Annotated in this window: 12 protein-coding genes; 5 read left to right on the plus strand and 7 right to left on the minus strand. The window is 66.8% G+C overall.

Annotated elements, in window-relative coordinates; genetic code table 11:
• Window positions 1-170: 170 nt before the first annotated feature.
• Both HTS88_RS09230 and HTS88_RS09235 read right to left on the minus strand, forming a co-directional pair.
• On the minus strand, window positions 171-779 hold the full coding sequence (locus tag HTS88_RS09230; RefSeq protein WP_174177623.1) for a TetR/AcrR family transcriptional regulator: 609 nt from the start codon (window positions 777-779) through the stop codon (window positions 171-173).
• Window positions 780-917: 138 nt separating this feature from the next.
• A complete protein-coding gene (locus HTS88_RS09235) occupies window positions 918-2,195 on the minus strand; it encodes an MFS transporter (RefSeq protein ID WP_174177625.1) in 1,278 nt (425 codons plus the stop codon).
• Window positions 2,196-2,315: 120 nt separating this feature from the next.
• On the opposite strand from HTS88_RS09235, the gene rraA reads away from it, so the two are divergent.
• From rraA to HTS88_RS09250, 3 genes are all read left to right on the plus strand, one after another.
• Window positions 2,316-2,816 carry a ribonuclease E activity regulator RraA gene (gene rraA, locus HTS88_RS09240; RefSeq protein WP_174177627.1) on the plus strand — a complete coding sequence of 167 codons (501 nt, stop codon included), beginning with the start codon at window positions 2,316-2,318 and terminating at the stop codon, window positions 2,814-2,816.
• Between the two features lie 104 nt (window positions 2,817-2,920).
• The gene (locus HTS88_RS09245; RefSeq protein ID WP_174177630.1) at window positions 2,921-4,573 is read left to right on the plus strand and encodes an MDR family MFS transporter; all 1,653 of its coding nucleotides are present in this window, start codon (window positions 2,921-2,923) and stop codon (window positions 4,571-4,573) included.
• A gap of 210 nt (window positions 4,574-4,783) precedes the next feature.
• Entirely contained in the window at window positions 4,784-6,223 is a 1,440-nt protein-coding gene (locus HTS88_RS09250) for a sugar porter family MFS transporter (RefSeq protein ID WP_174177632.1), read from the plus strand.
• 81 nt (window positions 6,224-6,304) lie between these two features.
• Here the strand turns inward: HTS88_RS09250 and HTS88_RS09255 are convergent, their stop codons facing one another.
• Window positions 6,305-6,793, minus strand: coding sequence for a GNAT family N-acetyltransferase (locus tag HTS88_RS09255; protein WP_174177826.1), 489 nt, complete (start codon window positions 6,791-6,793; stop codon window positions 6,305-6,307).
• A gap of 149 nt (window positions 6,794-6,942) precedes the next feature.
• Here HTS88_RS09255 and HTS88_RS09260 point away from each other — a divergent pair, with 149 nt between their 5' ends.
• Window positions 6,943-7,227 carry a hypothetical protein gene (locus tag HTS88_RS09260; RefSeq protein ID WP_174177633.1) on the plus strand — a complete coding sequence of 95 codons (285 nt, stop codon included), beginning with the start codon at window positions 6,943-6,945 and terminating at the stop codon, window positions 7,225-7,227.
• A gap of 112 nt (window positions 7,228-7,339) precedes the next feature.
• Here HTS88_RS09260 and HTS88_RS09265 read toward each other — a convergent pair whose 3' ends face one another.
• From HTS88_RS09265 to HTS88_RS09275, 3 genes are all read right to left on the minus strand, one after another.
• Entirely contained in the window at window positions 7,340-8,503 is a 1,164-nt protein-coding gene (locus tag HTS88_RS09265) for a mannitol-1-phosphate 5-dehydrogenase (protein ID WP_174177635.1), read from the minus strand.
• A complete protein-coding gene (locus HTS88_RS09270) occupies window positions 8,503-10,611 on the minus strand; it encodes a PTS mannitol transporter subunit IICBA (protein WP_174177638.1) in 2,109 nt (702 codons plus the stop codon). The genes HTS88_RS09265 and HTS88_RS09270 overlap by 1 nt, the downstream gene beginning before the upstream one ends.
• A 79-nt stretch (window positions 10,612-10,690) precedes the next feature.
• Entirely contained in the window at window positions 10,691-11,419 is a 729-nt protein-coding gene (locus tag HTS88_RS09275; RefSeq protein WP_174177640.1) for a TetR/AcrR family transcriptional regulator, read from the minus strand.
• A 161-nt stretch (window positions 11,420-11,580) separates the two neighbouring features.
• On the opposite strand from HTS88_RS09275, the gene ptsP reads away from it, so the two are divergent.
• A complete protein-coding gene (ptsP, locus tag HTS88_RS09280; RefSeq protein WP_174177642.1) occupies window positions 11,581-13,266 on the plus strand; it encodes a phosphoenolpyruvate--protein phosphotransferase in 1,686 nt (561 codons plus the stop codon).
• A gap of 33 nt (window positions 13,267-13,299) precedes the next feature.
• On the opposite strand, the gene HTS88_RS09285 is transcribed toward ptsP, so the two are convergent.
• The gene (locus HTS88_RS09285; RefSeq protein ID WP_174177644.1) at window positions 13,300-14,082 is read right to left on the minus strand and encodes an alpha/beta fold hydrolase; all 783 of its coding nucleotides are present in this window, start codon (window positions 14,080-14,082) and stop codon (window positions 13,300-13,302) included.

Consider the following 14,082-nt stretch of genomic DNA (forward strand, 5'->3'; position numbering starts at 1 on the left):
AGCTTGGGGGATTAGTCCCTGCTGCTCCGTTTCGACAATCGTAGGGGCCGCCACGAGGGGCAGCGTCCGGTTTGACATGGCCGGCCCGCTGCCTAAGCGTTTTACCGCACTCAAATGTGGTTCACGTCACTGCATTATGGCTGATTTAAGGCCGGATTGGTCTAGACCTGTTACGCGCCCTGGTGGAGTGTGTAGCCGGGCTCGCTGGCCGGCGAGAGGCGCGCGCACGCCTTTTTGAGGTCTTCCTCCGCCTCGAAGAGGGACAGCCGGCGGTTCCGGACGGACTGGACCAGACCAGTGATCGCCAGCAGCAGCACACGGGCAGCGATAGCGTCACCGGAGGCTGAAGCAACCGCTTTTTCACTCAGGGCGTCGACTTCGCGCAGGAGTCCGGTGGTGTCCCGGTCCGGCAGGTAGACACCGCGGCTGAGGCACTGTTCGACAGCAGGCTGCATCACCCGCATATGGAAAATCTCCATCACCAGGTTCCCGAGGGCCCTGCCTCGGAAGCGGGCAGCCGTGGTCCGCCCGGTTCCCTGGAGTTCCTCCAGCTGGTGGCGGTAGAGCGCGAGCATCAGGTGCACCGGGGAAGGAAAATACCGGTAGAGGGTCCCCAAAGGCACGTCCGCCCTCGCCGCCACTTCGGCCATGTCCACGGATTCCAGTCCCTTGCGCGCAAACCCTCCTGCAGCTTCCAGGATCTTGGTATAGCGGTGCCGCTGGCGCGGCGCGGACGGCCTCGGGGCCATGGGCGGATGGTCTGGAATGGTGTCGGGCATCAGCGTTCCGGGGTTGGGTTCCTATGGTGCAGCAGCCACGATCCTCCCCTGCCGGACCGCTGCCAAATCCGGATCAACTATACGGCACGGCAGTGTGGCGTCATTAGTCAGAGGCCTTAGTTCCGTGCCCCCGGCAGGTCAGCGGACGCTCTTGATTTTCACCACAAAAACGGCGCCCAGCAGGCCGATGACGGCCGCCGTGGTGAAGAGGGTGCCGTACCCGCCGAACTGCGTCACCGCGAGGTAAGCGAGGCCCGTCGCGAATACCTGCGGCAGCGAGGCGGCCACGTTAATGACCCCCATATCCTTGCCACGGTCCGCGGCCTGCGGGAGCACCTGCGTCAGCAGGGCGAAATCAACGGCCTGGTAGGCGCCGAAGCCGATGCCAAGGATGGCGGCTCCAATCAGGGCGCCGGTCCACACGGGGAAGAACGCCATGGTGAGGCCTGCCAAAGCGATCATGGCGGAGGAGGCGATCACGAACGGCTTGCGCTTGCCCACCCTGTCGCTCCACGGCCCCGCGATCACCGCAGTAATCATCACCAGCACCGCATAGATGCCGGTAAGGGTCAGGACCCCCAGCGCAGGGTTCTCATGCTTGATGACGTCCGTGAGGAAAAAGATCAGGTAGACGATGGTGAGCTGGTTGCAGACGTTGACCAGGAAGCGGGTGAGCCACGCCCACGCGAAGTCCGGGTGGCGGGCCGGGCTGATCCAGAAGCCGCGGAGGAAATTGCCCCACGAGAACGGCGGGCGCAGCTCCCTGGGCAGCGTCGGGTCATTCCGGTGGAACAGGTAGGGCAGCACGGAGAGCAGCAGGGCGGCCGCGCACAGCCAGTAACCCACCATGAAGTTGCCGGAAACCACCGCCCCGAAGACTGCGCCGAGGAGGATCCCCGCCGTTTGGCCCAGGGCGGCCAGTCCCCCCACGCCGCCGCGCTGCAGCACCGGCACGCGGTCGGGGATGGCGGCGGTGATGGCCGCGTAGGCCGCGTTGGCGCCCAGCTGGACCAGGCACCAGAACAGGACCAGCAGGGCGACAGCCGTGGCCCCTGACATTGCCAGCAACGCTGCCGCGGCCAGGATGGCACCGGAAAGAACCCAGGGGGAACGCCGGCCGTAACCTGAGACCGTCCGGTCGGACAGCGCGCCGAAGAGCGGATTGGCAACCAGGGATACGGCGGCCCCGCACCCAAGGACGAGGGAGGCGATGGCTTCCTTGTTGGCTTCGTCGATGCCAGTGGCCTGCTGGGCGATAAAGACGTTGATGGGTCCGAAGAATGCAGCGTTGATGCCCACGTTGACCAGCACAAGCCCGGTGACCCAGCGCGCGGTGACCCGCTGCGTGGGTTCGGCGAGCGCCGCGGCCGTGGTCCGTGGAACGTCCGGCGGGACCGGTGTGTTGGACTGGCTCATGACGTGTTCCCCCGGCTGCGGCTAAATGGCGACGGAGTCAGACTATCGTGGGCGGTACCGTGCCGCCTCGCAAGACGGCACCGGTCACCAGGACGGCCCACGAGCACCGAGGAGAACACCATGAGCGCAGCGCCAACGCCGGCGGAGGGCGCCGCCGCCGTCAACACCGCGGACCTGTACGACGAACGCGGAGACGAGCTGGCGTCCGTATCGCTGCAGTTCCAGTCCCTGGGCGGCCGCTCCCACTTCAGCGGACAGGCGCGGACCATCCGCTGCTTCCAGGACAACGCCCTGGTGAAGTCCACGCTGGCCACGCCCGGCAACGGCAACGTGCTGGTGGTGGACGGCGCAGGCTCGCTGGGCACCGCCCTGATGGGGGACATGATCGCCGAAAGCGCCGTGGCCAACGGCTGGGCCGGCGTCGTCATCAACGGCGCAATCCGCGACCGTGAGGCAATCGCCGCACTGGACCTCGGCGTGAAGGCCCTGGGCAGCAACCCCCGCAAGAGCGCCAAGGCCGGCGCAGGCGAGGTGGATGTTGACGTGGAGATCGACGGCGTGACCATCCGCCCCGGGTCCATGATCTGGTGCGACCCGGACGGGATCCTCGTGGAGCGGTAATCGCCCGCCCGGAAAATTATCCGTAGGGAGGAATAGGACTGCACCTAGGATAGTTACTGAAAGCAACTATCAACGCGTGATCCCTTTCCTTCCTTGGAGTACCCATGTCCACAGCACCTGCCGCGCGCGCCGCCGGAGAAAACCTGACACAGCGCCAGATTGTCACCGTGATGGTGGGCCTGATGCTGGGCATGTTCCTGGCATCGCTGGACCAGACCATCGTGTCCACGTCCATCTACACCATCGCCAACGACCTGGACGGGCTCTCGCTCCAGGCCTGGGCGACCACCGCCTACCTGATCACGTCCACGGTCAGCACCCCGCTGTACGGCAAGCTGAGCGACATTTTCGGCCGCCGCCCGCTGTACCTGACCGCCATCGTGATCTTCCTGGCGGGCTCGCTGTACGCAGGGTCGGTGCATTCCATGACCGAACTGGCGCTGGCCCGCGGTGTCCAGGGGCTCGGGGCGGGCGGCCTGCTGGCCCTCGCGCTGACCATCATCGGCGACATTGTCTCGCTCAAGGACCGGGCAAAGTACCAGGGCTACTTCATGTCCGTTTTCGGCATCTCCTCCGTGCTGGGGCCGGTGGTGGGCGGCGCGTTTGCCGGTTCCGCCACTATCCTCGGTGTTGAGGGCTGGAGGTGGGTGTTCTTCATCAACCTGCCCATCGGCCTGGCCGCGCTCACGGTGGTGTTCCTGTTCCTGCACCTGCCGGCAAAGCACGTGAAGCAGAAGATCGACTACTTTGGCGCGGCGGCCATCACGCTTGCCATCGTGCCGCTGCTGCTGGTGGCGGAGCAGGGCCGCAGCTGGGGCTGGGCGTCCTTCAACTCCTTCCTCTGCTACGGCCTGGGCGTGGCGGGCATCGCCTGGTTCCTGCTGGCCGAGAAACGTGCCGGCGACTACGCCCTCATTCCCCTGCGCCTCTTCCGGAACGTTACGTTCGGCCTGTCCTCGCTGCTGAACTTCATCATCGGCATCGGCATGTTCGGGGCCATCGCCATGCTCCCGCTGTACCTGCAACTGGTGAAGGGCCTCACGCCCACCGAAGCGGGCCTGATGATGATCACCTTTACCGTGGGCATCCTCACCGGCTCCATCACGGCGGGCCGCACCATCTCGGCGTCCGGCACGTACCGGATCTTCCCCATCCTGGGCACGGCCATCCTCACGGCGGCCGCCACCGCCATGGGGCTGTCCCTGGGCGTGGACACAGGCCTCTGGGTTCCCGGCGTGATCGCGGTGTTCTTCGGAATGGGCCTGGGCTTCTGCATGCAGCCACTCACCCTGGCCATGCAGGTGTCCGTACCGCGCCGCGACATGGGCGTGGGCACCTCCTCGGCTGCGTTCTTCCGCTCCATGGGCGGCGCCGTAGGCACGGCCGTGTTCATCTCCATGCTGTTCAGCCTGGCGGCGGCCCGGATCGCCGACACCATGAAGTCGGCGATGGGAAGCCCGGAGTACCAGGCAGTCCTGCAGGACCCGGCCGTCGCAACGGATCCCGCCAACGCCAAGCTGTACGAGTTCTTCCAGAACGGCGCCTCCAACGAATCCCTTAATGACACCAGCTGGCTCCACACCGCCAACAGCACACTGACGCGCCCCATCACGGAAGGCTTCGCGTACGCCATCGACGCCGTCATGCTCACGGCGGCCGTGCTCACCGGCGTCGCGTTCCTGATCAGTTTCGCGCTGCCCAACAAGAAGCTCACGGATTCCAAGGCAGCCTCCCAGGAGTCGGTGCCGGCCCACTAAGCCAGCCGGCCCCCAAGACGGACGACCACGACGGCGGCGCCTCCCGCCGTCGTCGTTCGTTAAAGCGCCGCGAGGCCCTGCTGTGCCCTCAACTGGAACGGCGCTCCGTGGCATGGAACACTGTGTAACGCGTGTGCGCCGGCCCAGGGCCGGTTCCGCAGCCGACGACGTCCGCACCGCATCCACCAAAACCCAGACCTAGGGAGACCCATGCCCACTGCACAGGAGCAGACAACCGCCCAAATACCGCAGCGGGTGATCTGGCTGGCGCTTGCGGGCGCGGTGGGCGGATTCCTGTTTGGCTTTGACTCGTCGGTGGTCAACGGCGCCGTGGATGCCATGAAGGACGAGTTTGCGCTGTCAGAGGCCGTGACCGGCTTCGCGGTGGCCGTTGCGCTGCTTGGCTGCGCTGCCGGCGCCTATCTCGCCGGCAAGGTGGCGGACCACTACGGGCGCATCCCTGCCATGAAGCTGGGCGCGCTGCTCTTCCTGGTCAGCGCCCTGGGCACGGGGTTCGCCTTCGGCGTCTGGGACCTGGTCTTCTGGCGCCTGGTGGGCGGTCTGGGAATCGGCCTCGCCTCGGTCATCGCCCCCGCCTACATCTCCGAGATTTCGCCGCGGCACGTCCGCGGCCGGCTGGCCTCGCTGCAGCAGCTGGCCATCACCACGGGCATCTTTGCCGCGCTGCTGTCCGACGCGCTCCTGGCTACCAGCGCCGGCGGCGCCGACCAGGCCTACTGGCTGGGGATCGAGGCGTGGCGCTGGATGTTCCTGGCCGCGGCCCTGCCCGCGGTGGTGTACGGCTGGATCGCCTTTACCCTTCCCGAATCGCCGCGCTTCCTGGTGTTCCAGGGCAAGGAAGACGAAGCCCGGAAGGTCTTTGATTCCATCGTCCCCGCCGGAGAAACCGACCGCCACATCCGCGAGATCCAGGATGCCATCGAGGAGGACAAGCTGGCCGGCCAAAAGGGCTCGGTGCGCGGCAAGACGTTCGGCCTGCAGGCAGTGGTGTGGGTGGGCATTATCCTGTCCGTCCTGCAGCAGTTCGTGGGCATCAACGTGATCTTCTACTACTCCACCACCCTCTGGAAGGCCGTGGGCTTCCAGGAGAAGGACTCGCTCACCATCTCCGTGGCCACGTCCGTCACCAACATCCTGGTCACGCTCGTGGCGATCGCCCTGGTGGACCGCATCGGGCGCCGGCCCATCCTGCTGGCCGGCTCCGTGGGCATGGCCGTGTCCCTGGGTGCCATGGCTGTGGCCTTCTCCACCGCCGTTGGGTCCGGCGAGGAGATTTCCCTTCCCGGCGCCTGGGGTCCGGTGGCGCTGGTGGCGGCCAACGTCTTTGTGGTCAGCTTCGGCGCATCGTGGGGTCCGCTGGTGTGGGTCCTGCTGGGTGAGATCTTCCCGTCCCGGATCCGTGCCCGGGCCCTGGGCCTGGCCGCGGCAGCCCAGTGGGTGGCCAACTTTGTGATCACGCTCAGCTTCCCGGTAATGGCGGCCGGCTCGCTGCCGCTCACTTACGCCATGTACGCCCTGTTCGCCGCCGCGTCCTTCTTCTTCGTGATGTTCAAGGTGCCGGAGACCAACGGGATGTCCCTGGAGCAGGCCGAAACGCTGTTCGTGGCCAAGGGTTCGAAGAAGGCATAGCGCCCGCTTTCGTTCTGCACCCTTCAACGGGCATTGCACCCCGGAACTCCCGGGTGCGGTGCCCGTTTGTGGGTGCAGCGATCAGAGCGGAAGCTTCATGCCTTCGTGGTCCGCCGTGAAGCCGAGGCGCCCATAAAAACGCTGCGCCGCCGTCCGTGATTTGTGGGTGGTCAGCTGCATCAGTGAGCACCCGCGGCGCCGGGACTCGTCGATGGCCCACTGCACCATGAGGTTTCCGAGCCCCTGGCCCCGGACGCCGGCCGCCACTCGCACGCCCTCGATCTGCGAGCGCCAGGCGCCCCGCCGCGACATGCCGGGCAGGAAGCTGATCTGGAAGGTGCTCACCACGGGAGTGTCAGCTGACCCCGGACGCACCAACTCCCCCACGACGAGCAGGTGGCGGGGGTCGGCGTCGATCGCTTCAAAGGCCCGCTCATACGGTTCCATGTCCCCGTCGCTTTCGCGCGCGGCGCCCATGGAATCGTCCGCAAGGAGCTGGACGATGGCAGGCAGGTCTCCACGCAAGGCGGGGCGGAGACGGAAAGTCCCGCTGCCGACGTCGGCCGTCATCAAAAAGGGCGGGGTATCCGAAGAAGCACGTTTCGTTGTCACTGAACCAGCATTCCACGGCCTCTCCAGCATCCTTGCCCTCAGCCGCGCCCCATGTTTGGGTGGGGGGACCAGCGTTGGAGTGAATCACCTTATTGGGGGAGTCCGTCATGGATCAGAAAACTTTGTCAGCCCTGCCGAAAACAACCCTGCGGGCAGGAATCATCATTGGTGCAGCCGGCGCGATCGCGGTCATCCTCGCTCCCCAGATCCTCCAGTCGCTGCAGTTGGGGCCGTCCTATTCGCAGGCAGTGGGGGCGCTCCTCAGCGTGGTCTTCCAGCTCGTCACCCTGTTCTTCCTGCCGTTCTCCGCGGCCCTGATAGCCGGATCCCTGGTGATGCGGTACGTGGGCCGGGTGCTCACCGGGGCCGCAGCGCCTGGCCAGGCGAAGTAGCACGACGCCGGCACTGGGGTGAGTGCCGGCGTCGTGCGTTGTTGGAGGGTTGGGGAAAGCTGCAGGATCTGCGAGAGGGTTCCTGAAAAGGCTGCAGCAAGTGCGAGAGGGTTTAGGCCGGGGCCTTGGCCGCCTCCGCCTGCCGCTCCTCCACCAGGGTTGCCACCGCGTTGAACAGCGGATGGTCGGGCTCCAGCCCGGTGATGCGGGCCGTGGCGTCCGCCGGGCTGGAAGAGGCCAGGATGCCTGCCAGCTCCGTTGCCTCGGCATCGGCCGGATCGGTGAAGCGCAGGGCCGCGGCAATGGCGCCCAGGAGCGCCTCCGGCACAATGCCCCGCTCCGCCAGCTCGGCGGCCGGACCAATAAACCGTTCGTGCCGGCTCAGCTTCCGCAGCGGCGCGCGGCCCACCCGGTTCACCGTGTCAGGCAGGTACGGATTGGAGAAGCGCACCAGGATCTTCTGGACATAGGCCTCCTGCTCGTCGTTGCTGAAGCCGTGCTTGGAGACCAGCAGCTGCTTGGTCTCCTCCAGCACCGCCCGCACGTCCTCGGCCACGTCCTGGTCGGCCATGGCCTCGGAGATCTTCTCCAGGCCCGCCTCGAACCCGAAGTAGGCCGCCGATGCGTGGCCGGTGTTCACCGTGAACAGCTTCCGTTCGATGTACGGCGAGAGATCGTCCACGAACGTGGCACCCGGAATGGCCGGCGCTGCCCCTGCAAAGGCCGTGCGGTCGATGACCCACTCGTAGAACGTCTCCACGGTGACGTCCAGGCCCTGTCCCGCTTCCTGGTTGGGAACGATCCGGTCCACGGCGGTGTTGGCAAACACAGCCTTCCCGTCCAGCGCGCCGGCGGCAGCCCCCGGCTGGGAGACCACCTCTTTGGCGAGGATGTCCGTGGCATTGATGGCGTTCTCGCAGGCCATGACCTGCAGCGGAGCCAGGCCCGCATCCCTCGCCGCGATGCCCTTGGCAATGGCAGGGGCCACGAACTTCAGGATGTGGGGGCCCACGGCGGTGGTGACGATGTCCGCCGTCGCAATCTCCCCGATCAGTTCCGCTTCCTGCGTGGTGGAGTTCAGCGCCCGGAAGTTGTTGACCGTCCGCACTGCGGGGTTCTCCCCCACCTCGTGCACGGAGTAGCTGTCCGCCGCTGCCAGCTGGGCGATGAGCTCCTCCGCCACGTCGGCGAACACCACCTCGTAGCCGGCGTCATGCAGGAGCAGGCCCACAAAGCCACGGCCGATGTTCCCGGCCCCGAAATGAACAGCCTTCACTATGCGTTGACCTTTCCGAAGAGTTCCAGGACTTCATCCACCGAGGTGGCCGCCTCCAGCCGGGCAACCTGCTCCTTGCTGGTGAAGACCTTCGCGATGGAGGACAGGATGTGCAGGTGCTCGTTGTTGACTCCTGCCACCCCCACCACGAACTTGACCTGCTTGCCGTTCCAGTCGATGCCCTGCGGGTAGCGGATCACGGACACCGCGGACTTCCGGATGTGGTCCTTGGCGGCGTTGGTGCCGTGGGGGATGGCCAGGAAGCTGCCCATGTAGGTGGACACGGATTCCTCGCGCTCGTGCATGGCGGCAATATATCCCTCATCCACGGCGCCGCGGGCCAGCAGCAGCCTGCCGGCTTCGTCGATTGCGGCGTCGCGGGTTGTGGCTGAACCGTCCAGCACCACGCTCTCACGGGCCAGGATCTCCGGCGCACCGGCGGTTCCGGCGGCGGGAGCCGCGTCCGCGGGGGCGTCGGCCGCGTGGGCGCCGTGGCTGGCGGCGGCAGCCCCTGCCCCTGCCCCCGCTGCAGCGGCAGTTGCGGGGCCGGAAGCGGATGCTCCGCCGGGCGATCCGGCACCGGCGTCCGGACCTTCCGCTGTCACAGCACCCTCGCTGTTGCTCTCCCTGACCAGCTCCACGATTTCGTCGTAGCGCGGGCTGCTCATGAAGTTGTCAACGGAGTAGTGGACGGCACTGGACGTGGCGGGCTTGGCCCGTTCCGTCAGGTCCTGGTGGGTGATCACGACGTCGTAGTCGTCGCGAAGGTTGGCGATGGCCGCGTTGGTGACCTTGACGTCCGGGAAGCCGGCCGCCTTGATCTTGTTGCGCAGCACCGAGGCGCCCATGGCACTGGAGCCCATGCCGGCGTCGCACGCAAACACGATGTTGCGCACCGGGCCCGCCAGGACACCAACACCGCCGCCCGCGGCAGCACCTGCCCCGGCGCCCGTCAGGGTGGAGGCCACGGAGCTCTTCTTGCCCTTCATCTGCTCCATCCGTGAGGTGGCATCGTTGAGGTCCACCTCATCGCTGTGCTTGGTGGTCTTCATGATGACGGAGGCCACCAGGAAGGAGGCGGCCGTCGCCAGCAGGACCGCGAGGATCACGCCGATGTAGCTGTCCCGGGAGGTCTGGGCGAGCACGGCGAAAATGGAGCCGGGGGCGGCCGGCGCCACCAGGCCCGAGCCGGTGATGGCCAGGGTGGCGATGCCAGTCATTCCGCCGGCGATGGCAGCGAGGATGAGCAGCGGGCGCATCAAAACGTAGGGGAAGTAGATCTCGTGGATGCCGCCCAGGAAGTGGATGATGGCTGCACCCGGGGCGGAAGCCTTTGCGGCGCCACGGCCGAAGAACATGTAGGCGAGCAGGATGCCCAGGCCCGGACCGGGGTTGGCTTCAAGCAGGAACAGAATGGACTTGCCCTGCTCCAGCGACTGCTGGACACCCAGCGGGGTGAGCACGCCGTGGTTGATGGCGTTATTCAGGAAGAGCACCTTGGCCGGTTCAATAAAGATGCTGGTCAGCGGCAGCAGTCCGTTGTCCACCAGGAACTGGACCACCCTGCCGGCGCCCTCACTGAAGGCCGTAACTACCGGGGCGATGCCGAAGAAGCCCAGCATGGCCAACAGGGCACCCCAGATGCCGGCGGAGAAGTTGTTGACCAGCATCTCAAAGCCGGGACGGATCTTGCCGTCCCAGATCGAGTCGATCTTCTTCATGGTCCAGCCGCCGAGCGGGCCCATGATCATGGCACCGATGAACATCGGGATGCCGGCACCCACAATCACGCCCATGGTGCCGATGGCACCGACAACGCCGCCGCGGACGTCATAGACCATCCGGCCGCCGGTGTAGGCGATCAGGAGCGGCAGCAGGTAGGTGATCATCGGCCCCACCAGGCCGGTGTTCGCCACCCCGTCCGTCTCCCCAAAGCCGCCAAGCTGGGGAACGGGGAACCATCCCTTTTCAATGAAGAGTGCGGTGATGAGGCCCCAGGCAATGAAGGCGCCGATGTTGGGCATGATCATGCCGGACAGGAACGTCCCGAACTTCTGGACATGCACGCGTGCGCTGGTGCGGGGTTTTGCAACTGTCTCTGTTGCCATGTGATTTCCTAACCGTCATTCCTGCGGCTCCGCAGGATGGTCCGATACTTACGACGACGTACTGCCGGAATGTGCGGGTTCAGCCCGCCGGGCTGGTGGAGATGCGGTGAAGCCATTCGAGGAAAAGCTTGAGTTCCGAGCTTGAAAGCTGGTCAGAGTGCGAGGCCTGAAGTGCGGCGTTCAGGGCGATCGCGGCCACCACCACCGAGGACTTCCCGGCGTCGCCCGGAGCCGCGCCGCTGGCGGGCTCGGCGGACACCGCAAAGATCATGGCGTCCCGGGTCATGGTGGACAGTTCGAGGTTCCGTTCGGAGGCGGGCTCCGCAATCAGCATGAGGGTCACGCCCACGTTGGCCGCCAGGATGGACCTGGCTGCTTCCCGGGGCTGGACGTTCAGCTGGCCCGCCACCGCTGCCTTGTTCAGCATTTCCTCCATGAGCGCCTCGGCATCTGCGACGATTGCCGGGCGGCTTTCCGGGCGGATATTGCCGAACATCACCAGGTACAGCTCCGGCTGGTTAAGCCCGAACTGGACGTGGTTGTCCCACATTCTCCGGATATCCTCGAGCGGCTGTCCGGAGGGGGCGAAATCCCTTTCGCCCGCAACATACTCTTCAAACCCTGCGGCAACGACGGCGTCGAACAAACCTTCCTTGTCACCGAAGTGGTGGTACAGCGTGGGGGCTGTGACCCCCGCCAGCTGGGTGATCTGGCGGGTGGAGACGGGAGCTCCCCCGGAGTTCGCCAGCAGCTCCGCGGCAGCCCGAAGCAGCCGCATTTTGGGGGGAAGCTGGCCATCCAAACTCATAACCGCTACCCTAGCACCTATAGCATTGCTATATGAACTGAATCACATACAATTTTTTTCAGGCACGTTCACGCCTCCGGACGCAGCAGTCTTCCGGCGGACCGGCATGGCGCCGGACATATCGGGCGGGCCTGGCAACCGGCAGAGAATGAGGACCTTCAGTGCAGAACTTCCCAGGAGTAGGCGTCAGCCCAGGCCGCGTCATCGGCACCGTCCGGCAGATGCCCAAACCCATCAGCGAACCTCCCGCCGGTGAGCAGCTGGCACCAGGGACCACCGCCGAGGAAGCAACCGCAGCGCTGAAGGCAGCATCCCAGGCGGTGCACGATGAACTGAAGGCCCGCGCCGCCCACGCCACCGGAGACGGCAAGGCTGTCCTGGAAGCCACAGCACTGATGGCCAAGGACACCATGCTCATCAAGGGCGCGGCCAAGCTTGTGGCACGCGGCATGTCCGGCGAGCGCGCCATCTGGGAGTCCGGCTCCTCAGTGTCAGAGATGCTCCACAACCTGGGCGGCTACATGGCCGAACGCGCCACCGACGTCCTGGACGTCCGCGCCCGGATCGTTGCCGAACTGCGGGGCGTGCCCGCCCCCGGCATCCCCGCCTCCAGCACCCCGTTCGTCCTGGTGGCCGAGGACCTGGCCCCCGCCGACACCGCCACCCTGGACCCCAACAAGGTCCTGGCACTGGTCACGGCCGGCGGAGGTCCGCAGTCCCACACCGCCATCATCGCCCGGTCCCTGGGCCTTCCCGCCGTTGTGGCCGCAGTGGGCGTGGACGAGCTCCCCGACGGCACCGAAGTCTATGTGGACGGCGCCGCCGGCAGCATCACCTCCGAACCCGACGAGTCTCTTCGCGCAGCAGCGGAAGCATGGGCTGCCACGGCGTCCCTCCTGGCCGAGTTCAGCGGAACGGGTGCGACGGCGGACGGCCACCTGGTGCCTTTGCTTGCCAATGTTGGCGGCGGCAAGGATGCCGAGGCCGCCGCCAAGCTGGGCGCCCAGGGCGTGGGCCTGTTCCGCACCGAGTTCTGCTTCCTTGAGCGGGATACCGAGCCCAGCGTTGAAGAGCAGGCCGCAGCCTACAAGAGTGTTTTTGATGCTTTCCCGGGCAAGAAAGTGGTCCTGCGAACGCTCGATGCCGGCGCGGACAAGCCGCTTCCGTTCCTGACTGACTCCACCGAGCCCAATCCGGCCCTTGGCGTCCGAGGCTACCGCACCGACTTCACCACCCCCGGGGTCCTGGACCGCCAGCTGGAGGCCATCGCCCTGGCGGAAAAGCAGTCCGAGGCGGACGTCTGGGTCATGGCGCCCATGATCTCCACCGCGGAAGAAGCCGCACGCTTTGCCTCGATGTGCGCCGATGCGGGCATCAAGACCCCCGGTGTCATGGTTGAGGTTCCCTCCGCCGCCCTGACCGCGGAAGCCATCCTTCGGGAGGTGGCCTTCGCCAGCCTCGGCACTAACGACCTCACCCAGTACGCCATGGCCGCGGACCGCCAGCTCGGCCCGCTCGCCAACCTCAACACCCCGTGGCAGCCTGCCGTCCTGCGCCTCGTGGGGCTGACAGTCGAAGGCTCCCGGGCGGAAGGCAACAACAAACCCGTGGGCGTCTGCGGGGAGGCAGCCGCCGACCCAGCCCTCGCCGTCGTCCTGACCGGCCTTGGCGTCAGCACCCTCTCCATGACGGCCCGCTCCCTCGCTGCCGTGGCCGCCGTCCTGAAGACCGTCACGCTCGAGGAGGCACAGCAGCTGGCCAAGCTGGCACTGTCCGCTCCCAGTGCCACGGAAGCGCGGGCGTGGGTTCGGGAGAAGCTGCCCGTGCTGGACGAACTCGGACTCTAGGGACGAGGCCCGCCTGGGCTGGCGCCGCCCGGCCTAGGCGGTGACGCCGAAGCCGTCCAGGGCGCGGACCCAGCCGCTGATGGCCTCGGCCGATGCGCCCGGGGCGGTGTGCTGCAGGACGTGGCCCTGCCCCGGGATTTCAGCCATGGTGCCCTGGCGGGCGACTGCGGCCAGGTGTTCGCACCAGGGGCGGCGCGCGATGGGGTCCCTGGCGCCGCGAAGGATGAGGACGGACTGGCTGAGGGCGGCCACCTTTTCCTCCATGGGGTAGTCCATCATCACGGGCAGCTCGGTCAGGTACCAGCGCGGGCCGGCCCTGAAGTAGTCGCTGAACACGAGGGCGTTCGAGGTCAGGCTCTCCCTGAACAGGGCATCGCGCGTGAGTGCCAGCGCCTGCCTGGTGACTGTCTTCCGGGGGGAGTCCACCACGGGTCCCATCAGCACGGCGCCCGCCACCCGGCCGGGCTCCTGGAGCGCGAGCTCCACCGCGGACTGCGTCCCCATGGAGTGGCCCACCACCACGTAGCTGGAAACTCCTTCCTCCGCCAGGACAGCGCCCACGAACGCCGCAAAGTCCCCGATCTGCAGCTGGCGCGGGGGCCGTGAAGCCTTTCCGAAGCCCGGGAGGTCGAAGGTGTAGACGTCCGCCTCCCGGGCCAGTTCGAGATGCAGCCGGGCCAGGTACCGGTGGGACACTCCGATGCCGTGCAGCAGGACGTAGGCGGGCCTGGGCGCGGAGCCCGCGGGTTTTGCCGAGGCGTACAGCCTGCCCCTGAATCCGCCCGCCTCGACGTCCCGGCCGCCACTAAGTTCCAT

Source organism: Pseudarthrobacter oxydans (assembly GCF_013314975.1).
Lineage (GTDB): Bacteria > Actinomycetota > Actinomycetes > Actinomycetales > Micrococcaceae > Arthrobacter > Arthrobacter oxydans.